We start from the raw sequence: 18,574 nt of genomic DNA on the forward strand, positions 1-18,574 counted from the left end.
CACGACGGAAAGATCAGACCCATGACACACCGCATCTCCACCACCCGTGCACAGGCTGCCCGCATCACCGCCCTCTCCGCCGCGGCAGGGCTCGGCCTCTCACTGGCGGCCGTGGCCGCCCCCGCCTGGGCCCATGATTCGCTCATCTCCTCCTCCCCGGAGGCCGGTGAGGTCCTGGAGGCCAGCCCCGAGGAGATCGTCCTCGAGTTCTCCGGAGACGGACTGACCGACGGACAGGGCATCGCCAACGTCCTCCAGATCTCCGACGCCGAGGGAGAGAACTGGGAGGGTGAGACCCAGATCGAGGGCGCCACCATGTCCACCGAGCTTCCCGAGGAGCTGCCCGGCGGCGAGTACACCGTGGCCTACCGCGCGGTCTACTCTGATGGCCATGCGGAGGAGCAGTCCTTCGACTTCGAGGTGGCGGAGACCGCAGAATCGGAGAGCCCGTCCGCATCTGCCCCGGCGGAGTCGTCGGAGAACGACGACGACGCGGCGTCCAGCCCCAGCGGCCAGGCCACAGGAGACGCAGCGGACGGCGACGCCGAAAGCCAAGACTCCGACGAGCAGAGCTCCGAGGATCAGGAGGCCGACGTGTCTGCGGAAGTGGTGGGGTACAGCGCAGGCGTGCCGACCTGGGTGCTGGTGGCCGGGGGCGTCGTGGTGCTCGGGGTGCTGGCCGCCGTCGTCGTCACGGTGCTCCGCGGCCGCAGCAGGCGCCGCAACTAGGCCTGTACGCGTAGTCCTCTGAGGCGATTTGCGAGCCAGACCCTTCTTGCCAGCCGGCTGATGCGATTCAATGGAGAGATGAACTCCATGGTCTCTTCGATCCTCAACGTCATCTGGCTGGTCTTCGGGGGGCTCTGGCTCGCACTGGGCTACTTCCTCGCCGGGATCATCTGCTGCCTGCTGATCATCACGATCCCCTTCGGCATCGCCTCCTTCCGGATCGGCGTCTACGCGCTCTGGCCCTTCGGCCGGACTATCGTGGACCGCAGCCCGCGCGGCGCCGGACCCATCACCACGGTTGGCAACGTCATCTGGGTCCTGGTGGCGGGCATCTGGATCGCCATCGGGCATGTGCTCACCGCGATCCCGATGTTCGTGAGCATCATCGGGATCCCGCTGGGCATCGCGAACCTGAAGCTGATCCCGGTCTCGCTGATGCCGCTTGGCAAGGTCATCGTGCCCTCACGGGCAGTGCTGCCGACTTACCGCCACGCCTGAGGCTGAGCTCAGGCTGTCGTAGAGCTCACCCCGGCGTCAGACCTCATCCCTTGAGCAGGAACCGGCGCATGCCCCTGGAGATGGGCGCTTTCGCCAGTCGGGTGGGGTCGAAGCCGGGCAGCTTGCGCAGCACCGCGCGCTCGTGGCTGAACGTCTCGACGCTGTACTCCCCGTGGTACCTGCCCATGCCGCTGGCCCCGACGCCGCCGAACGGAAGCGTGGACACCGCCAGCTGGGTCATGACGGTGTTGAAGGTGATCCCGCCCGAGGAGGTCTGCTCCAGGAAGTCATCGCGTACCTCTTGGTGCTCGGTGAACGCGTAGAGGGCCAGCGGCTTCGGCCGCGCATTGATGAAGGCGATGGCCTCCCGGTGATCGGCCACCGTGAGGATCGGCAGAATCGGTCCGAAGATCTCCTCCTGCATGATGGCGGAGTCGGGGGCGACGTCGAGCAGCACAGTGGGCGCCACATACCTCGCCGGGATGTCCGCCGTGCCGCCCATCACCGGGACGCCGGAGCCCAGCAGGCCGGCCAGCCGCTCGGTGTGGCGCTCACTGATGATGCGCCCGTAGTTCGTGGCCGTGCGCGGGCTCGTCCCGAACGCGCGGGTGGTGACCCGAGCGATCTCCGCCGCCAGTGGTTCAGCCAGATCGGGCGTGGTCAGCACGTAGTCTGGCGCCACGCAGGTCTGACCGCTGTTGCTGAACTTGCCCCACACGAGGGATTCGGCAGCCTGCGTGAGATCAGCCGAGGGGTCGACCCACACCGGAGACTTGCCGCCGAGTTCCAGCGTCACCGGGGTCAGGTGCTTCGCGGCGGCGGTCATCACGATCGATCCCACGGTGCCGTTGCCGGTGTAGAAGATGTGATCGAAGCGGTGCTCCAGCAGCCGGGTCGTCTCTTCGACCCCGCCTTCGATGACCTGCACCGCCTCGGGGTCGAGGTATTCCGGTATCAGCCGGGCCACGGTGCGGGAGACCGCCGGGGCCAGCTCGCTGGGCTTGAGCACCACGGAGTTGCCGGCGGCCAGAGCGCCGATGAGCGGCATCAGCAGCAGGTGGAACGGGTAGTTCCAGGGTCCGATGATCAGCACTGTGCCCAGCGGCTGGCGCTGCACGTCGGCCCGGGCGGTGCCCACGAGAAACGGCACAGAGACCCGCTGACCCCGCGTCCAGCGCTCAAGGTGCTTGATGGTGTCCTTGATCTCGGACTTCACCGCGAGCACCTCGGTCAGGTGACTTTCGACGTCGTTCTTGCCCAGGTCGGCGTCCATGGCCGTGTGGACCTCCCCAGCGCACTCCTCGAGCAGACGCAGCAGCGCCTTGAGCTGGTCGCGACGCCATGCCAGCGGCTTTGTCCGGCCGGTCTGAAACGTCCGCTGCGCCTCGGCGACACGGGCATCGATGGCACTCAGGGGTGTGGACACCTGGTGTTCGGGCAGGTGGCAGGCGTCGGGTTCTGTCTGACGAGTCATGGAGCAAGCCTCTCAGGTCAGGGAGGTCTCCCACCCTACCGAGCAGGAATATCCGGACGGTATTTCAATGTTGAAATAACTGAAACCATAGGGCAACGAGATGGGTAGATTGATGACACGATTTGACGGAAAAACAGTACTGATCACCGGTGCCGGATCGGGGCTCGGTCGCGCAGCGGCCGTTCGCGTCGCTTCTGAGGGAGCGAAGCTCAGCCTTGTGGACCTCTCGGCTGATGGGCTCGCGGAGACCAGACGAGCCATCCAGGCGGTGAATGCCGAGGCCCAGGTGCTGACGATCACCGCAGATGTCACCGATGCTGAGCAGGTCGAAAGCTTCATCACCCACACCGTCAGTGAATTCACCACCATCGACGGATTCTTCAACAACGCCGGCATCGAGGGCAAGCAAAATCTCACCGAGGATTTCGGGCTTTCTGAGTTCGACAAGGTGCTGGCGGTCAATCTGCGCGGCGTCTTTCTCGGACTCTCCGGCGTCCTCAAGGTGATGCGCGCCCAGGGCAGCGGACACGTCGTCAACTCAGCCTCAGTCGGTGGCATCCGCGGTGTGGGAAACCAGTCGGGCTACGCAGCCGCCAAGCACGGAGTCGTCGGCCTGACCCGGAACTCCGGCACCGAGTACGGCAAGTACGGCATCACGGTCAACGCCATCGCCCCAGGCGCGATCTGGACCTCCATGGTGGAAGGGTCTATGAAGCAGCTCAACGAGGAGAACCCCCGCGAGGCTGCTGAGGAGTTCATCCAGTCCAACCCCACCAAGCGCTACGGCGAGGCAGATGAAGTCGCCGCCGTGGTCGCTTTCCTGCTCTCGGATGAGGCGAGCTACGTCAACAGCACTGTCATCCCGATCGATGGCGGTCAGTCAGCCGCCTACTGAGTCACCCTTCCCGCGTGCTGAGCGGCCCAACAATGACGCATTGTTGGGCCGCTCGGTGCGTTCCTCGGTCACGTCTGGGCCGGGGCAGTCAGCGGGTCTGGAGACTGGCGGTGGCGCCCTGCGTGGCTCTCCACCAGGAAACCCTCTCGCGCCCAGTACTCGAACCCGCCGATCAGCTCGCGAACCGCGGTGAATCCCAGGGTCGCCAGACTCAGCGCCGCGCGGGTGCTGCCATTGCAGCCCGGGCCCCAGCAATAGACGACGACGGCGCGGTCACGGTCCGTGCCCAGCTCGTCTGCCCGGGCGGTGAGCTCTGCACCGGGGATGTGCAGCGCGCCCGGGATGTGACCTTGCCTCCATGCCTCAGTGGAGCGGACGTCGAGGACGAGCGGGGAGGCGCCCCCTGCGCGGTCAGCGGCGAGATCCGCCGGGTCGGTCTCGAAGCGCAGCTTGGCGGAGAAGAAGTCTGTGGAGCTCAGTGGTGGAGTCATAGATCCAGTCAATCCCAGCGCGGGCGATCAAGGAACGATGATCTGGGGGCATATCCGTCGGGTCACCGGGGATTCCTCGGTACTATCGCTCCCATGCCGACGAATTCCCTTCTCGATCTAGATTCCACCGACCATCGCATCATCACGGAGCTGCAGCGCGATGGCCGAATCACCACGGTCGAGCTGGCACGCAGCGTCAGCCTCTCCGCCAGTGCCACGGCGGATCGGCTTCGCCGACTTCGGGATGGCGGGGTCATCACGGGGTACTCCGTGACCGTGGATCCAGAAGCCCTGGGCTACGTCGTGAGCGCCTTCGTGCGGCTGGCCTACCCCTCTGGCAACTACAAGCCCTTCCACGACCTCGTGGACACCACGCCGGAGATCGTGGAGGCGCACCACGTCACCGGCGCCGACTGCTTCATCATCAAGGTCCTGGCCCGCTCCATGCGGGACCTTGAACGCATCACCGGACGCCTGGCGACGCTGGGAAGCATCACGACCAGCGTGGTGTATTCAAGTCCAGTTCCGACGCGGCACATCACTCCTGCCTGACACGTGATCCTCACCTTGCGTTAGTGCAACTAATAGTTATAACGTCTAACTGTAAGGTCTATAGCGAGGTACACGGGTGACTGCAACAGGGGGCAGTCCACAGAGGTATGCAGAAGTCAGATGAGCGCACAACCAGTCCACGAGAGCACGTTCGAATCGAGCATCGCTCCGGCAGCCCCTGCAACGCCGTCGGCGGCTCCCGAGGTGGACAAGGCTCGTGGACTCCGGTGCACCCGATATGACCAGATGGCCAAGGCTGCCTCCGCCGGACTCATGTCCCACCCCCACGTCGAGTCTGCGATCGTGGAGATCTCGGGGGACGAGTCCGACCTCGTCTTTCATCTGAACTGCACGATCACCGCCGAGTCTGATCCCTCGGATCTGATGGAGACGGTGTCGAACGGTGTGATCTCGAACATCGAGCGGATGCTGGGTGTGAGCTTCGCGGCGCGCCGACTGCACTTCAACCGCAGCCTCTACACTGACGGAGCCTCCCAGTGAGCCTGGTTCGCCCCGCGTGCGGACCGTCTCCGTGGAGGGCGGCGCCGCCATGCTGATCCAGACGCTGAACGCATTCCTGCTTGCCGCACTCGTCGTCGCCGTGCCGGTCCTCGTCACGCTCGCGATCTGGACCGCAGCGCTGGACCTTCGTCAGCGCACGGGCGACGCGACCCGGAGCCGCACTGTCGCTGCCCACCGTGCACCGGCTCTCGTGACTCAGTCGAGGAACTCCGCCTGAGCCACGCTGGGGCCTGCGGGTCCCACCACGTCGATCAGCATGTCCAGATCCTCGTAGCTGCCGTGACTGGTCCAGCCCGGCACCGCCCACAGATCCTCGCGGATCTGCTCCGCTGAGCGGAACGCCTCCGCATTCGCGTGGCGCCAATGAATCGAGACCAGATGCCCGTCAGGCTCCAGAGCCGCTGCGGCCCGCGCGAGCACGGCGCTCCACTGCGAATCATTGAGGTAGTAGGCAAGCTCGCTGATGAGGATGAGGTCGAGAGCACCCTCGGGCCAATCCTCGATGCTGGCCTCTTGGAACGTCACGTTCTCGGCAGAGACCCGGCGTGCGGCGGCCTCCAGCGCGGAGCTGGAGATGTCAGTGGCGAGAACCTCCTCGCAACGCGGCGCGAGCAGCTCGGTCAGCCCGCCGATGGAGCATCCCGGCTCGAAGGCCCGCCGGTACCGTGCACGCGGAAGCGTCGCCAGGGTCAGCGCGTACTTGCGCTGCTCGTACCAGCGGCTGGTCACTCCCCACGGGTCGTCCCGCTCGGCGTGAAGTCCTTCAAAATCTAGCGGAGTTCCGGGGAACACGACCTGCTGGTCGCGCAGCACAGTGGCCAACATGGTGGCGGTCAGGACCGGCTCCCCAGGTTGTCGATCAACCGGTGTGCCCAGTTCCGTGCCGAGCTGAGAAACGAAAGCGGCGACGGCGCGGGAGCGGGCCTCGGCGAGTTCAGCATCAATGGGGATGGAGCGCGCTGCTGACCACGGGATGTCCGAGGGCGTCTTCGGCCGTGAGGTCTGCGCGGGCGGGGTGCTGTGCAGCCACAGCCACACCGGGTACTGCACCAGCGGCGCGTTGTGCTGAGCGGCCGCAGCCGTCGCGGCTTCCCCGCACGCGTCGTGGTCCGGGTGACCGTCCTGGGAGAGCGGCGCGGCAACAAGCGTGCCGCTGGGCATGTGCAGCAATGCGGCCCCGATCTGACGGGTGAGGGATTCGATGTGGGCGGCGAGCTCGCCGTCGGGCAGTTTCAGCCGGAGTCGCTCCATTTTCCCTGGGTCCTCCGAGCTGCGCGGACCCCCCTCGCCGCGCGGTCCCCCCGAGCTGTCTGGCCCGCCCGGGATCAGGGTGCTCAGCTCCTCGAGGGCTGCCTCGGACTCAGCGGTACGGACCTCGGCGAGCTGATCTGCGGGAATGGTGCTGGGTGGATGAGATCCGGTGCCGTCGGTGGCGGCCAGGATCTTGACCGCTGACCCGCCGCGCAGTGCGGCGGCGATCAACGCTGCAGCGCCGAGCACCTCATCGTCGGGATGAGGCGCCACGACGAGCAGTCCCGGAAGATGTTCTGGGATCCACCGTCCTGCGCCGTCGACCTCGCCGATGCCCCAGAGCGGGACGCGCGCATCGAAGTCCCGCAGGGTCGCAGCGGCGCTGCGCGGAGTCTGCGCGCCGTGAAAGGCCGGCGCGGTCTCACCAGGTTCCATGGCCGTCTCTGATCAGGTCGTCCCAGCTGAGTCCGTCCTCGGCCATCACGGCAGGCAGCGCCGCCTCATCCGTCTCGGCGTGGGACTGGCGGATGTAGATGCTGAGATCGGCCACCCGCTGCGCATGGGCCGCGTCCGAGGCGAGCGGACCCGGTCCGAGTGCGCGCCCCGTGCGGTCGATGACCTCAGCCGCCATGCGGTCGATCAGGGTCCGCACCGCAAAGGCCTGCGCCTTCGCCAACGGAAGGTTTGTCGGCTCGGCATCCACCGAGGCGGCCGTCCGTTCCAGCAGCGCCCAGCTCGCGCTGAGTGCCGCGGCCACGGCCCCGGCATGGGCGCGGAGGATCGGCGAGGCACTGGGGGTGGAGGCCCGGGCGAGCAGGGGAGCGGCGACGGCGCGGGCGGCGCCGTACCAACAGGCGGCCACTCCGATGCCGCCGTGCCAGAAACCGGCGCGGTCCAGGTAGTCCGCGTGTGTTCCCAGGGGGGTCGCGTGGACCTGTTCGAAGGAGACCCAGCCCGAGTCGCTGGCCGCCATGCCCACCGCATGCCAGGTGTCTGGCACGGGCGTGACCCCGGGGGAGGAGAGGTCAACGGCGAAGAGCACCTTGTGCGGGACGTCATCGGATGCCTCCGCGTCATCACCCTGCGCGGCTGGGGTGTCAGTGGTGCTGACGGTGGCGGTGACCAGCGCGTGGGTGCACAGCGACGCCCCCGAGCACCACGGCTTTGTGCCGGTCAGCGTCCAGCCCTGGCCGCTGTGCTGCGCCCTTAGCACCGGCGTCGGCGGCTCTGCAGCCCATACGCCCCACAGCTGACCAGGGCGGACCAGTTCATGCTGGCCCAGCTCGGCCGTGATGGCGACCGCGTCGGCGTGGGCCTCGTAGAGCCGACCCACCACCGTGTGGTCCGCGGTGATGCCTGCCAGTCTGCGCCACCGGGCGATGGTGTCCCCGTGGCCGGGAAGGGTGGGAGTGCCGGCACGCAGGCAGGAGTGGACGTCCGCCAGAATCTTGTTCATGCGGGCAGAGCCCCCAGGGTCTGGGCGAACCCGCGCGGGACGCGCCCGGTGGTGCGTCGTGAGGTCAGCACGGGCATGTCCGTCGCCGTGACGACGCGCGCCCCGGACTCGCGGAATCGATGCACGAGGTCCACATCCTCATCGGCTTCGAGGCGCTGGAAGCCCTCGACGTCGAGGTAGCGTGCTGCACTGAACGCCAGATTGGCTCCGTGGATATGGCCGTGGCCGCCGGGAGTGAACTTTCCTGTGTAGTCAGCGGCCCAGGCGCGCCCCAGAGGATCTTCACCGAGGCGTGGGTCGAGCGACACCGTGCCGATGACGAGGTCGGCCCCTTGTGCTCGGTGAGCCTTCTGCCTGCTGAACCAGTCCAGCGGAACCTGGCTGTCGGCGTCGGTGGTCGCCAGCCAGGGAGGGTCGGTCTGAGTATCCGGGCGAGCAGCGCCAGGCCGGGTGGATGATGGGTTGAGCCCGTGCCGGAATCCTGCCGCCCTGGCGGCTCCGACGTTGTGCGCCTCGATCTCCAGCACCTCGGCTCCTGCCTGGCGTGCCAGGGCGGCAGTCGCATCGCTGCAGGCATCGGCGACGACGATGAGCCGCAGCGCCGCTCCGGCATGATCCGCCGCCGCGCGAACGGCCGTGATAGCGGCGAGCACTGTGGCCGCTTCGTCGTGGGCGGGGATGACCACGAGGACATCGAGTTCTGGGGCGGCGGCGGCACTCACGTGCTTGAGTCTAGGCGGTGCTCGTGGCTCAAGGTGTCACTGCGCTGTTGAGTCTTGGTCCTGTTCCTGGAGCAGGGCGGTGAGTGCCTGTTTGTGCCCGGTGTAGGCATCGCGACCGAGCTCGGAGAGGGACAGCATCAGGCGTGAGCGTCCCGCCCGCACGAACGGCTCTTCTGTCACGTATCTCGCGGAGACGAGCTGGGTCAGTTGTTTGCTCAGCGCCGACTTGGACAGTCCGGTGCGCTCCTGGATCTCCGCAAATTCGATTCCCTTCGCCTGCGAGAGCATGGCGCAGATGCGCAGCCGGTGAGCAGCGTGGATGAGCGGGTCAAAGCGCGGTTCAGGCCCCTCGGCTTCAGACCCCACGAGGCCGCCGCTGATAGGCGATGCTGACTCCGAGGAGCCCTGCGGCGAGGATGGCACCGGCTGCCAGCCAGACCCAGCCACCGAGGATGCTGTCCAGAGCGATCGCGGCTACGGGGATGGCGCCGGCCGCCAATCCGGATAGCAGCATCGGACGCCAGGGGAGGCGAATGCCCTGGTATCCGGGGTGGTTCAGTCCCACGGCCCCGGCAAGCCCGCCGATTCCGATCGTCAGCATCAGGATCAGCGAGACCTGGAGGATTCTCGTTGCACCACTGAGATCCTCCAGCGCGTTCAACCCGAGCGCCCCGAAGATCAGTGCCGCGATGGCAGGCAGATACCAGGGAGGAAGGGGGCGGTAGATCGTGGCTCGCTCCTCCTGCTCAGCCGCATCGAGTGCGCGACGCGCCTCCTCGGGAGTAGGAGCTGATCCTGTTGTTTCCATGCAGGAAACAGTACAGGTGTTTCCATCCTGGAAACAAGAGGTTTTTCGCTGTGTTTCTCGTCGCGCCCTTGACCATGGAGGAATTTCCGCAGTGCTTCAGGCCTTGGACCGTGCATGACCTCCGATGTAGAAGAACCAACACTGCCCGCCGACCGCACCGCGCTGATCGTCGGGGCCTCTGGCATCACCGGATCCGCTGTCGCCCGGCAGCTCGTCGCCGAGGGGTGGGACGTGCTGGCCCTGTCCCGGAGTGCCGTCTCCGCTCCGGGCGTGCGCGGGGTTGCTGCCAATCTTCGCGATCCCGAGAGCCTCGCCACCGCGCTGGCCGAGCACCGGCCGACGCACGTGTTCTTCAGCGCCTGGCAGAAGCAGGACACCGAGGCGGAGAACATCAGGGTCAACGGCGCCATGCTGCGTGACCTCTTGGCAGCGCTGAAGCACGCGCCGCTGCAGCATGTTTCCATCGTGACCGGACTCAAGCACTATCTCGGCCCCTTCGAGGCCTACGCCGCCGGAGCCACCCCCGATACTCCCTTCCACGAAGAGGAGCCGCGACTGGAGACCCCGAACTTCTACTACGCGCATGAGGATGAGCTCTTCGCCGCGGCGGAGCGTCAGGGCTTCACCTGGTCCGTGCACCGGGCGCACACCATCATCGGCCACGCCGTGGGCAACGCCATGAACATGGGCCTGACCATCGCCGTTCAGGCGACGCTCGCCAAAGAGCTGGATCTCGACTTCGTGTTCCCCGGCAGCGAGCAGCAGTGGAACGGGCTCACCGATGTGACCGACGCAGGGCTGCTCGCCGAGCAGATGATCTGGGCTTCCACGGACCCTGCCGGGGCGAACGAACCCTTCAACATCGTCAACGGGGACGTGTTCCGGTGGCGCTGGATGTGGCCGCGGCTCGCGGCTGATCTCGGTGTGGCCCCTGAGCGCGTGATCGGATTCTCCGAGGCGCCGCGTCCGTTGGAGGAGCAGATGGCGCCGCACGAGGCGGCATGGCCCGCGATTGCGGAGAAGCACGGTCTCATCGAGTCCGATATCCAGCGACTGGCCTCCTGGTGGCACACCGACGCCGATCTGGGGCGTGAGATGGAGGTCGTCACAGATATGGGCAAGAGCCGCGACGCTGGGTTCCTGTCCCACCGCCGCACCGAGCAGGCCTTCAAGGACCTGTTCGTCCGCTACCGCGCGGACCGCGTCATCCCCTAGACCGCGAGAGCAGTGCCGCGTTCGGCGCGCTGATTCGCGCCGTGGCATGACGAACGCCCCGCCGCAGGGGAACTCGGGGAGTTCCTCTGGGACGGGGCGTGCGTTCTGTGCTGCTCGGGTCGCTCAGAACCTCATGCTCAGGAGGCGTTCTCCAGCGAGGCGATGTCGATGACGGCGCGGTAGCGCACGTCGCCCGAGACGACCTTGTCGTAGTACTCGGCGACCTGATCGGCCTGGATCAGCTCAGTGGTGGCCGTGATGCCGTGCTTGGCGCAGAAGTCCAGCATCTCCTGGGTCTCCGGGAGACCGCCGACCATGGAGCCGGCGTAGTTCCGGCGCATGGTGAGCAGCGAGAACATCTGGAAGGACTGCTCCTCGCTGGGGGCTCCGACGTTGACCATGGTCCCGCCGCGGCCCAGCAGGCCGAGGAAGGAGTCAAGGCTGACGGATGCGCCCACGGTGTTGATGATCAGGTCGAAGGTTCCGGCCAGCTCCTGGAACGCGCTGCCGTCCGCGGTGGCGCGGTAGGAGGTGGCGCCGAAGCTGAGTCCGTCTTCCTTCTTGCTGTCGGTGCGGCTGAGCACGGTGACCTCAGCGCCCATGGCGGCGGCGATCTTGACCGCGATGTGCCCCAGTCCGCCCATGCCGATCACACCGACCTTCACGCCCGGACCGGCGCCGTAGCGCTTCAGCGGGGCGTAGGTGGTGATCCCGGCGCAGAGCAGCGGGGTGGTCGAGGCGGCGTCCATGCCCTCGGGGATGCGCAGCACGAAGTGGTCACGGACCACGATCTGCTGGCTGTATCCGCCATGGGTGGTCTCACCGTCCTTGTCCTGACCGTTGTAGGTCGCGACGACGCCCTGGCTGCAGAACTGCTCCTCGCCGGCCTTGCAGGCCTCGCACTCCATGCAGGAATCAGCGAAGCAGCCGACGCCGACGGTGTCACCGACGGTGAACTCGGAGACGTCAGCCCCGACCTCGACCACGTCGCCGATGATCTCGTGCCCCGGAGTCATCGGGTAGCTGGCGCCGCCCCATTCGTTGCGGACCTGGTGGATGTCGGTGTGGCAGATGCCCGCATAGCGGATGGCGATGCGCACGTCATCGGCGCGCACGCTGCGACGCTCGAGCGGACGGCGGGTGAAGTCACCTTCGGCGCTGTCGGCCTGAAGTGCGGTGATGGTCGTAGTCATAGGGTGTTCCTTCGTGTGGTGGCGCAGTGATGCGCGGTGAAAGTGTCAGGAGACGCCGCAGGGCCGCGGCGGGCGATGGAGGCGCGCCGCGGCCCTGCAGGCGTGTGCTGGACCGATGTGGTCTGAGCGGATCAGCTCTCGAAGGTGGCGTCCAGAGTGATCTCCACTCCGGTGAGCGCCTTGCTGACCGGGCAGCCGGTCTTGGCTTCTTCAGCGGACTTCAGGAAGGTGTCCTCGTCGATGCCGCTGACCTCACCGTGGACGATCAGCTTGATGCCGGTGAGCTTGAAGCCGCCGTCGGGATCGGCGCCGAGGGAGACCTCGGCGCGGACGTCCAGAGATTCCACGGTGCCGCCGGCGCCGGAGAGCACGGCAGAGAGCTGCATGGCATAGCAGGAGGAGTGTGCCGCGGCGATGAGCTCCTCGGGGCTGGTGTTGCCGTTGGCCTCTTCTGCTGAGCGCTTCGGGAACGACACGTCATAGGTGCCGATCTTGGAGCTGCTGAGCTCGACCTGGCCGGAGCCCTCTTCGAGTGATCCGTTCCAGGCAGTGCGTGCTGTACGTGTAGGCATGATGGTTCTCCTTCGATTCATGTGCTCAGTGCGGGTGTGCATCGAGCTGGTCTGTGTCAGTTTCTCGGCTGCGGCCTGACGCCGCCTGGACGTCGCTCAGCCGCGCAGGAAGGTCAGGAGCTGCTCGTTGACCTCCTGGGCGTGGGTCCAGAGCATGCCGTGGGGAGCGCCTTCGATCTCGTGGTACTTCGCCGAGGGAAGGGCCTCATGGAAGGGTCGACCGGTGGAGTCGATGGGCAAGATGTTGTCTGCCGTGCCGTGGACGATCAGCGCGGAGACCTCGGAGCTTCCGAGGGCGACGACGTCGTCTCTGAAGTCCGTGAGCCAGGTCGGCTGCGCCCAGATCGAGGCATGCGGTGACGCCGCGTAGGCGAGCCCCTTGTTCGCGGCCAGCGCCTCCTCGCTGAGTCGACCACCGAGGTTCTCCTCCGCGTTGAAGAAATCGTTGAAGAAGCTCGTGAAGAAGGCGTAGCGGTCGGTGCTGACGGCCTCGAAGAGTCCGTCGAACACGTCCTGCGGGACGCCTGTGGGATTGTCCTCGGTCTGCAGCAGGAAGGGCTGGAGTGAGCCGAGGAAGACGGCTTTGTCCACCCGCTGGGTCCCGTGGTTCTTCAGGTAGCGGGCGACCTCGCCGGTGCCCATGGAGAAGCCGACCAGCGCGGCGTCGCGGAGATCGAGCGCCTCCATGACTGCGTGGAGATCTGCGGCGTAGGTGTCGTAGTCGTGGCCCGTGGTGGGGCGAGAGGACTTTCCGAATCCGCGGCGGTCATAGGTGATGACTCGGTATCCGGCGTCCAGCAGAGCTGCCGTCTGCTTCTCCCAGGATGATCCATCCAGGGGATAGCCGTGGATGAGCACCACTGGCTGACCTGAGCCGTGGTCCTCGTAGTAGAGGGAGATGTCTGTGCTGTTCTCGGTTCCGACGGTGACGTGCGACAAGTCAGTTCCTCCTTCAGTCCGGAGAACGTTCGTTCTCCACTGCTCTCACCATAGGAGAACCATCGTTCTCTGGCAAGTACACTGGGATGACAGCACCATGAAGAGCAACGGAAATCGAGGGAAAGAGAAGGGTCGCCAATGACGCGTCAGGGGGACGCAGGACTGCGCGAATCGGGGGATCTCCAGCTGCGCCGAGCAGTCATCGAATCGGCGGATTCCCTGTACTACGCCCACGGCTTCCGCGCGGTGGGCATGGACGCGCTGCGCCAACACGCAGGGGTCTCGCTGAAGCTGATCTACCGGCTCTTCCCCTCCAAGGAGTCCATCGTTCTGGCAGTGCTGGACTACCGCCACCAGATCTGGGCCGGGGAGGTCACCGCCGCCGTCGAGCGTGCCGAATCTCCCAGAGAGCGTCTGCTGGCGATCTATGACTACCTCGCCGGGTGGTTCCGCTCCGAGAACTTCCGCGGCTGCGTCTTCATCAACGCCTTCGGTGAACTCGCCACCGAGTCCCCCGCGGTGGCGGCCAAGGCCGCCGAGCACAAGCGGGACTTCCGCGACTACATGGACCAGCTCGCCATCGATGCCGGGTTCTCCGCCGAGCTGGGCGACCAGCTGATGCTGCTCGCCGAAGGCGCCCAGGTCACCGCCGCGATCACCGGAGATGCCGCCATGGCGATGAAGGCCCGCCGCGCGGCCGAGATGCTGCTCAGCTTTGAAGAGACCCGGCCGACCGCCAGCGTCGCCGGAGGCAGCGCCGCACCTCAGAGCCATGGCGGCTGAGTCGCAGGAGCCCTCAGAGGCACAGCGCGGCTCTGGGACACAGCCTGCGGGAGAGCCCCGCTCAGGGCGGGGGTTGATCTGGGCCGCTGCCGCGCTCGGCCTGCTGAATGCGGCGCCCAGCGTCTATTGGGCCTTCGGCGGGGATGCCCTGCTGGAGACCATCGGCCAGTGGCTGATCGACCTGCGGGGCCGGTCCCCGCTGCTGATCGGCATGGGTCTGCTGGGCATCGCGCTGGGAAAATCTGCGGCGGCGGTGATCCCGCTGGTGGCGATCCACGTGCTGGCTGCCCGGCGGGTGCTGTGGTGGAACCTCTCCCGTCTCGCCGCTGTGGCGCTGATCCTCTATGGCGCGGCGGGACTGGTCATCAACCTGGTGCTGCTGCTGTTCCCCGGCCTCACCGTGGAGGATCCGACGGCGCGATGGGGCCAGGCGCTGCTCTGGTACCCGATGCTCCTGCTCTGGGGGCTGGTGCTCGGCGTCGGGCTTCATCGGTGGCGCAGGCGGGTCAGCGAGGGTGGCCCCACCCCGAGGTGAGGGTCCTTGTGCGGCTCAGAGCCACTGCCGACGCTTGAAGACCAGCCATAGCCCGAGACTCAGGCCGAGCATCAGGGCGAGGGCCAGTGGATATCCCGCGATCCAGTGAAGCTCCGGCATATGGCGGAAGTTCATGCCATAGATCGAGGCGATGAGCGTGGGCGCGAACAGTATCGCCGCCCAACCGGAGATCTTCTTGCTCTGCTCCCCCTGGGCGTAGGAGGCGTCAGCCAGACGTCGGGTGGCGTCGTTCTGTTCGATCGTCAGCAGCGTGGAGTGCAGAGCCACCGCGTTCTCCAGATGAGAGCGCAGCAGCTCGACCCGGTCGCGCATCCCCCGTGCACGGCGGATGAGGTCGCTCCAGATGGGAGAGGGGACGTTCTCAGCGCCCGAATCGGCAGCCGCGTCGACGGCTGAGTCGGCGGCGTTGGACCCGCCCTCTGTGGACAGCGCCTCCAGGGGCCGCAGAGCCCATTCGCACCGGTGGGCCTCTTGGAGCAGCTGGTAGATCTTGTGGGACAGTGCGGCATCGAGTCGGGCTTCCCGGAACAGCAGCCCCTCCATCTCTTCGACGGCATCCTCCAGCTCATCCAGGGCCGCGGGATACTCGCGCAGCACGGCGCTGATGATCCCGGAGACCGCGTCGGTCGCCGTGAGGCCAGCGGGACGGGTTCGCACCGCGTCGAGCACGTTGAGCTGCGGGAGATCCTCGGTCGCTGTCTGCACGGTGATGATGAGGTTCTTCGCCGAGAGCACCCGCAGTTCGGTGAAGCTGAACTGCTGATCAGCAGTGAGGCAGACCCGGTGCAGCACGGCGGCGACCGACTCGTAGGAGCTCGAGGGGATGGACAGCCGGCTCCGGTTGCCGGCGAGGAAGTCCAGTTCGGCTTCCTGCAGACCGAGGCCCTCGGCCGCAGCGGCGAGGTCCGGCGCGTCGTGTGCCTGGAGGTCCACCCAGAGCAGACCCCGCGACGAGCTGCGTGCCGAACCAACCGCGGAGGGTTCGACCGCGTGGACCTGTCCGTCGGCCCCGAATTCCCACATGCTGATGGACATGGTGATCAGTCCCTGACTTTCAGGCCTCGGTAGCGGTTGAGCGCCGCGTGGATCTCATGGGCGCGCGGACGTGCCAGGTGGCCCGGATGTCCGCGATGGGGGGAGAGGGACTCCAGTCCGGAGGCATCCACCTCCCGAAGCAGAGATTCCACCATGCTGGCGATATCGCTGACCCCGTCGGCGCGCTCGGCGAGCCGGTCCAGTGCCTTGGCGATGGCCTCGGTCTGGGCGGCGTCGACGAGCTGGGCGACGGCGGCCAGGTCCACGTCCTCGCGGCCGTACTGGATGGCATCCCGGCCTCGGCCGCGCGCGGGCTTGGTCTTCTTCGCCGGCCGCAGCGAGTCCTGCTGCGGGACCCGTGCCGCGGCCGTGGCGAAGATCCCGGGTGCGGTGGCTGGCGTGGCGGCGCCGGGGGCAGTGGCATCAGCCGCAGGGGCATCAGCCGCGGTGACCTCCGGGGCGGCGGGGGCGGCGTGCCGCGCCGCGATGCGGTGCGCCTCCTCGGTGACGTCGCGCAGGGTGTAGTCCTGCAGCGCGATCACCTGGTCGGCCACCTCGAAGAAGGCGCCGGAACCACCGGCGACCAGCACGGTGGAGACGCCGCGCTCGGTGAAGAGCGGGCGGACCCGGTCCACGAAGGGAGTGATCGGTTCACGCTGGGCCGGGATGAGCTCGCGCATGCGCTCGTCACGGATCATGAAGTTGGTGGCGGAGGTGTCCTCGTCGATCAGCAGCGCGCTGGCCCCTGCCTCCACGGCTTCCACCAGGTTCGTGGCCTGGGAGGTGGAGCCGGAGGCGTTGGTGCTGGAGAAGCTGCGGGTGTCCGTGCCGGAGGGCAGCCCGGAGATGAAGGGTGAGATGTCCACCCCGGCGGCGGCGCGGCCGTCCTCGGCGCGGATGGACACGGCGTCGTCGCGGGTGATGACCCATTCACGGCCGTCCCCGGAGATGTGGGGGTAGACGCCGCGTTCGATGGCCCGGAGCAGAGTGGACTTGCCGTGATACCCGCCGCCGACGATCACGCTGACGCCTTCGGGGACGCCCATCCCGGTGAGACTGCGACCGCTGGGGAGCTCGAAGCTGACCCGCAGCGATTCCGGGCTGCGGAACTGGACTGCCGCCTCTGCCAAGGGGCGGTCAGAGTCCCCCGACCTGCGGGGCAGGACCGCGCCGTCGGCCACGAAGGAGACCAGGCGTCGTGCAGCCAGCTCGGCCTGCAGCGCAGCCTGATCTCGGTAGAGCGTGACGTGGTTCTGCAGGGCGTCCTGGTCCACGCTGCCGTGGAGCAGCGCGGCCTCGGCGATCTGCGGCAGCGTCTCGGTGAGCAGCCGAGCAGCCTTGCGCCCCAGTGCCTTGCGGCCGGCGGCCGGCAGCCCGACGGCGAGACGCGCCTCGATGAACTCCTCGGTGATGAGCACGCTGGTGCGCTCGAGCACCTGCTGCCCGGGAGTGCCGATGCTGATGGCATCGCTCTCGGGCGAGGACTTGTGACTGCCCCGCAGAGCGGCGGCGAACGCCCGGGTGAGGAAGTCCCCGGTCGCGATCCGGCCTTCGCGGTCCGCGAGAAGTTCTGCGGGAAACCCCGCCTCCGCTCGGCTCAGGCGCAGTCGCATCAGGGAGGGCGGGGCGAACGGATCCACCTGCACCTTGTCCACGAAGAGCCGGAAGACTCCGAGGTCATAGGAGCCGGTCAGCTGCTTATAGGAGGCGTAGCCGCGGCCGTCCAGAGAGGTCAGTGTGCGTTGGAGCGTCTGCTGATCGTTCATGCGCCCTGAGTGTACTGGCGCTGGCGCTCGCGCTGCCCGTGGGTCAGCCGGCGAAGATCGACCCCGGAGTCGAAGCTGGAGCCGATCGCACCGGCGAACACGCCCAGGCCGGCGCTGAACCAGGCGATGTGCAGGTAGGTGGAGAGCTCTACCTTTCGGCCGATCACATTGGACATGTATTCGGCGTCGATGATGACCAGAGCGCCCAGGAAGATGACCAGCACCAGGAACAGATAGAGCACCATGATGCACACCAGCAGCGTGATCACCGTCGAGCCGTTGTAGAGCGTCACCACAGTGGCCAGACTCCGGTTCTTGGGGCGGTCCCAGAGCCCGTCGCGCAGGATGAGCCAGAAGATCATGGTCGCGACGGCGGCGAGTCCGACCAGCAGCAGACGGGTGGAGCTCAGCGCGTCGGCCATCTGCCAGATGGAGCTGTAGAAGATGCCGAAGGCGCCCGTCGCCGCACCTGCGGCCAGGGCGCTGGAGAGTTTGGGCACGGCCCGCATCGGGTCGTTGCCGAGGACCATGCCCAACACGGTGCGCGGTCCGCCGGTGAAGGTGTGGGCGAAGAGTCCCAGCGCCGCGCCGCGCTCGGTGTCCTGCCACCGGCTCCAGCGGGAGTCGTACTTCTCCGGGTCTGGGCCGGTGCCTTCGGGCAGCAGGCGCAGCAGCGAGCCGGTGAAGACCTTCTGGATCCTGCGCTTGGTGGCCCAGGCGCCCAGCGTCGGGCAGGAGACGATCGCGATGTTCTGCTCCGGAAAGATCTCGGAGATCAGCGGATGCCCCTTGGTGTGACGCGGGATCTCGGTCAGCATGATGACCGCGTCGGCGTCTTCATTCTCCTCGTCGATCTCGCGCACGGCGCTGAGATCGAGGGTGTCATCGGGGCGGATCTTGAGCATCCTGGTCTCGGAGTGCACCGAGACCTCGCCGCCGATGAGTCTGCGCGCTTCGGCGCTGAAGGACTCTTGAATGGAGTTGACCCGCCGAGTGGGCAGGCCAGGGTCAGCCAGAAGCATGATGCGGAACGTGTTCACGGATGTTGACACAGCTACAGGTGCTCCTCAGCCGGCATAGAGAGCGGTCCCGTCAGGGAGACCAAAGCCCCCGCTGG

Annotated in this window: 22 protein-coding genes; 9 read left to right on the forward strand and 13 right to left on the reverse strand. The window is 67.1% G+C overall.

Annotated features, from left to right (window positions below; all coding sequences use genetic code 11):
- The first annotated feature begins 21 nt into the window (after positions 1-21).
- Positions 22-729 (forward strand): copper resistance CopC family protein, encoded by a 708-nt coding sequence (locus H4W26_RS09330; protein ID WP_192591776.1) that lies wholly within the window; start codon positions 22-24, stop codon positions 727-729.
- 78 nt (positions 730-807) lie between these two features.
- A complete protein-coding gene (locus H4W26_RS09335) occupies positions 808-1,227 on the forward strand; it encodes a YccF domain-containing protein (RefSeq protein WP_225939662.1) in 420 nt (139 codons plus the stop codon).
- 43 nt (positions 1,228-1,270) lie between these two features.
- On the opposite strand, the gene H4W26_RS09340 is transcribed toward H4W26_RS09335, so the two are convergent.
- A complete protein-coding gene (locus H4W26_RS09340) occupies positions 1,271-2,701 on the reverse strand; it encodes an aldehyde dehydrogenase family protein (RefSeq protein ID WP_192591777.1) in 1,431 nt (476 codons plus the stop codon).
- 112 nt (positions 2,702-2,813) lie between these two features.
- On the opposite strand from H4W26_RS09340, the gene H4W26_RS09345 reads away from it, so the two are divergent.
- Positions 2,814-3,596, forward strand: coding sequence for an SDR family oxidoreductase (locus H4W26_RS09345; protein ID WP_192591778.1), 783 nt, complete (start codon positions 2,814-2,816; stop codon positions 3,594-3,596).
- Between the two features lie 68 nt (positions 3,597-3,664).
- On the opposite strand, the gene H4W26_RS09350 is transcribed toward H4W26_RS09345, so the two are convergent.
- Positions 3,665-4,087: a rhodanese-like domain-containing protein gene (locus tag H4W26_RS09350; protein ID WP_192591779.1), complete on the reverse strand. Its 423-nt coding sequence runs from the start codon at positions 4,085-4,087 to the stop codon at positions 3,665-3,667.
- Positions 4,088-4,180: 93 nt separating this feature from the next.
- Here H4W26_RS09350 and H4W26_RS09355 point away from each other — a divergent pair, with 93 nt between their 5' ends.
- The 3 genes from H4W26_RS09355 (at position 4,181) to H4W26_RS09365 (ending at position 5,378) form a co-directional block, all read left to right on the forward strand.
- Positions 4,181-4,639 (forward strand): Lrp/AsnC family transcriptional regulator, encoded by a 459-nt coding sequence (locus H4W26_RS09355; protein ID WP_192591780.1) that lies wholly within the window; start codon positions 4,181-4,183, stop codon positions 4,637-4,639.
- Between the two features lie 120 nt (positions 4,640-4,759).
- Complete coding sequence (locus tag H4W26_RS09360; RefSeq protein ID WP_192591781.1) at positions 4,760-5,140, forward strand: hypothetical protein; 381 nt, start codon at positions 4,760-4,762, stop codon at positions 5,138-5,140.
- A 16-nt stretch (positions 5,141-5,156) separates the two neighbouring features.
- Positions 5,157-5,378 (forward strand): hypothetical protein, encoded by a 222-nt coding sequence (locus H4W26_RS09365; protein ID WP_192591782.1) that lies wholly within the window; start codon positions 5,157-5,159, stop codon positions 5,376-5,378.
- Here H4W26_RS09365 and H4W26_RS09370 read toward each other — a convergent pair.
- Genes H4W26_RS09370 through H4W26_RS09390 form a run of 5 tightly spaced genes read right to left on the reverse strand, consistent with a single transcriptional unit; the run spans position 5,357 to position 9,398 of the window.
- Positions 5,357-6,847 carry a PIG-L family deacetylase gene (locus H4W26_RS09370; RefSeq protein ID WP_192591783.1) on the reverse strand — a complete coding sequence of 497 codons (1,491 nt, stop codon included), beginning with the start codon at positions 6,845-6,847 and terminating at the stop codon, positions 5,357-5,359. The genes H4W26_RS09365 and H4W26_RS09370 overlap by 22 nt on opposite strands.
- Positions 6,834-7,868 carry an acyl-CoA dehydrogenase family protein gene (locus tag H4W26_RS09375; protein WP_192591784.1) on the reverse strand — a complete coding sequence of 345 codons (1,035 nt, stop codon included), beginning with the start codon at positions 7,866-7,868 and terminating at the stop codon, positions 6,834-6,836. The genes H4W26_RS09370 and H4W26_RS09375 overlap by 14 nt, the downstream gene beginning before the upstream one ends.
- On the reverse strand, positions 7,865-8,590 hold the full coding sequence (locus tag H4W26_RS09380; RefSeq protein WP_192591785.1) for a glycosyltransferase: 726 nt from the start codon (positions 8,588-8,590) through the stop codon (positions 7,865-7,867). Before H4W26_RS09380 ends, H4W26_RS09375 begins: the two co-directional genes overlap by 4 nt.
- A gap of 36 nt (positions 8,591-8,626) precedes the next feature.
- Positions 8,627-8,956: a transcriptional regulator gene (locus tag H4W26_RS09385; RefSeq protein WP_318779824.1), complete on the reverse strand. Its 330-nt coding sequence runs from the start codon at positions 8,954-8,956 to the stop codon at positions 8,627-8,629.
- Complete coding sequence (locus H4W26_RS09390) at positions 8,946-9,398, reverse strand: hypothetical protein (protein ID WP_192591786.1); 453 nt, start codon at positions 9,396-9,398, stop codon at positions 8,946-8,948. Before H4W26_RS09390 ends, H4W26_RS09385 begins: the two co-directional genes overlap by 11 nt.
- Before the next feature lie 114 nt (positions 9,399-9,512).
- On the opposite strand from H4W26_RS09390, the gene H4W26_RS09395 reads away from it, so the two are divergent.
- Positions 9,513-10,613 carry an SDR family oxidoreductase gene (locus H4W26_RS09395; RefSeq protein ID WP_192591787.1) on the forward strand — a complete coding sequence of 367 codons (1,101 nt, stop codon included), beginning with the start codon at positions 9,513-9,515 and terminating at the stop codon, positions 10,611-10,613.
- A 137-nt stretch (positions 10,614-10,750) separates the two neighbouring features.
- Here H4W26_RS09395 and H4W26_RS09400 read toward each other — a convergent pair whose 3' ends face one another.
- The 3 genes from H4W26_RS09400 to H4W26_RS09410 all read right to left on the reverse strand — a co-directional run bounded on the left by H4W26_RS09400 (position 10,751) and on the right by H4W26_RS09410 (position 13,317).
- On the reverse strand, positions 10,751-11,806 hold the full coding sequence (locus H4W26_RS09400) for an NAD(P)-dependent alcohol dehydrogenase (RefSeq protein WP_192591788.1): 1,056 nt from the start codon (positions 11,804-11,806) through the stop codon (positions 10,751-10,753).
- Between the two features lie 131 nt (positions 11,807-11,937).
- Positions 11,938-12,378 (reverse strand): OsmC family peroxiredoxin, encoded by a 441-nt coding sequence (locus H4W26_RS09405; RefSeq protein ID WP_192591789.1) that lies wholly within the window; start codon positions 12,376-12,378, stop codon positions 11,938-11,940.
- A gap of 96 nt (positions 12,379-12,474) precedes the next feature.
- Positions 12,475-13,317, reverse strand: a complete 843-nt coding sequence (locus tag H4W26_RS09410) for an alpha/beta fold hydrolase (protein WP_192591790.1) — start codon at positions 13,315-13,317, stop codon at positions 12,475-12,477.
- A gap of 138 nt (positions 13,318-13,455) precedes the next feature.
- Here H4W26_RS09410 and H4W26_RS09415 point away from each other — a divergent pair, with 138 nt between their 5' ends.
- Positions 13,456-14,100: a TetR/AcrR family transcriptional regulator gene (locus H4W26_RS09415; protein ID WP_192591791.1), complete on the forward strand. Its 645-nt coding sequence runs from the start codon at positions 13,456-13,458 to the stop codon at positions 14,098-14,100.
- A gap of 73 nt (positions 14,101-14,173) precedes the next feature.
- Positions 14,174-14,635, forward strand: a complete 462-nt coding sequence (locus tag H4W26_RS09420) for a DUF3995 domain-containing protein (protein WP_192591792.1) — start codon at positions 14,174-14,176, stop codon at positions 14,633-14,635.
- Positions 14,636-14,650: 15 nt separating this feature from the next.
- On the opposite strand, the gene H4W26_RS09425 is transcribed toward H4W26_RS09420, so the two are convergent.
- From H4W26_RS09425 to H4W26_RS09435, 3 genes are read right to left on the reverse strand one after another with little or no spacing between them, the layout of a single operon-like run.
- The gene (locus H4W26_RS09425) at positions 14,651-15,691 is read right to left on the reverse strand and encodes a CorA family divalent cation transporter (RefSeq protein WP_192591793.1); all 1,041 of its coding nucleotides are present in this window, start codon (positions 15,689-15,691) and stop codon (positions 14,651-14,653) included.
- Between the two features lie 5 nt (positions 15,692-15,696).
- Complete coding sequence (locus tag H4W26_RS09430; protein WP_192591794.1) at positions 15,697-17,457, reverse strand: ABC-ATPase domain-containing protein; 1,761 nt, start codon at positions 17,455-17,457, stop codon at positions 15,697-15,699.
- Complete coding sequence (locus tag H4W26_RS09435) at positions 17,454-18,509, reverse strand: hypothetical protein (protein ID WP_318779825.1); 1,056 nt, start codon at positions 18,507-18,509, stop codon at positions 17,454-17,456. The genes H4W26_RS09430 and H4W26_RS09435 overlap by 4 nt, the downstream gene beginning before the upstream one ends.
- Positions 18,510-18,574: the final 65 nt, after the last annotated feature.

Origin of the sequence: Nesterenkonia halotolerans (genome assembly GCF_014874065.1) — a bacterium.
Lineage (GTDB): Bacteria > Actinomycetota > Actinomycetes > Actinomycetales > Micrococcaceae > Nesterenkonia > Nesterenkonia halotolerans.

What these genes read in the sequence shown, in the direction of transcription:
- H4W26_RS09330 (WP_192591776.1), top strand. Translation starts at nt 22, where the DNA reads ATGACACACCGCATCTCCACCACCCGTGCACAGGCTGCCCGCATCACC.
- H4W26_RS09335 (WP_225939662.1), top strand. Translation starts at nt 808, where the DNA reads ATGAACTCCATGGTCTCTTCGATCCTCAACGTCATCTGGCTGGTCTTC.
- H4W26_RS09340 (WP_192591777.1), bottom strand. Translation starts at nt 2,701, where the DNA reads ATGACTCGTCAGACAGAACCCGACGCCTGCCACCTGCCCGAACACCAG.
- H4W26_RS09345 (WP_192591778.1), top strand. Translation starts at nt 2,814, where the DNA reads ATGACACGATTTGACGGAAAAACAGTACTGATCACCGGTGCCGGATCG.
- H4W26_RS09350 (WP_192591779.1), bottom strand. Translation starts at nt 4,087, where the DNA reads ATGACTCCACCACTGAGCTCCACAGACTTCTTCTCCGCCAAGCTGCGC.
- H4W26_RS09355 (WP_192591780.1), top strand. Translation starts at nt 4,181, where the DNA reads ATGCCGACGAATTCCCTTCTCGATCTAGATTCCACCGACCATCGCATC.
- H4W26_RS09360 (WP_192591781.1), top strand. Translation starts at nt 4,760, where the DNA reads ATGAGCGCACAACCAGTCCACGAGAGCACGTTCGAATCGAGCATCGCT.
- H4W26_RS09370 (WP_192591783.1), bottom strand. Translation starts at nt 6,847, where the DNA reads ATGGAACCTGGTGAGACCGCGCCGGCCTTTCACGGCGCGCAGACTCCG.
- H4W26_RS09375 (WP_192591784.1), bottom strand. Translation starts at nt 7,868, where the DNA reads ATGAACAAGATTCTGGCGGACGTCCACTCCTGCCTGCGTGCCGGCACT.
- H4W26_RS09390 (WP_192591786.1), bottom strand. Translation starts at nt 9,398, where the DNA reads ATGGAAACAACAGGATCAGCTCCTACTCCCGAGGAGGCGCGTCGCGCA.
- H4W26_RS09395 (WP_192591787.1), top strand. Translation starts at nt 9,513, where the DNA reads ATGACCTCCGATGTAGAAGAACCAACACTGCCCGCCGACCGCACCGCG.
- H4W26_RS09400 (WP_192591788.1), bottom strand. Translation starts at nt 11,806, where the DNA reads ATGACTACGACCATCACCGCACTTCAGGCCGACAGCGCCGAAGGTGAC.
- H4W26_RS09405 (WP_192591789.1), bottom strand. Translation starts at nt 12,378, where the DNA reads ATGCCTACACGTACAGCACGCACTGCCTGGAACGGATCACTCGAAGAG.
- H4W26_RS09415 (WP_192591791.1), top strand. Translation starts at nt 13,456, where the DNA reads ATGACGCGTCAGGGGGACGCAGGACTGCGCGAATCGGGGGATCTCCAG.
- H4W26_RS09425 (WP_192591793.1), bottom strand. Translation starts at nt 15,691, where the DNA reads ATGTCCATCAGCATGTGGGAATTCGGGGCCGACGGACAGGTCCACGCG.
- H4W26_RS09430 (WP_192591794.1), bottom strand. Translation starts at nt 17,457, where the DNA reads ATGAACGATCAGCAGACGCTCCAACGCACACTGACCTCTCTGGACGGC.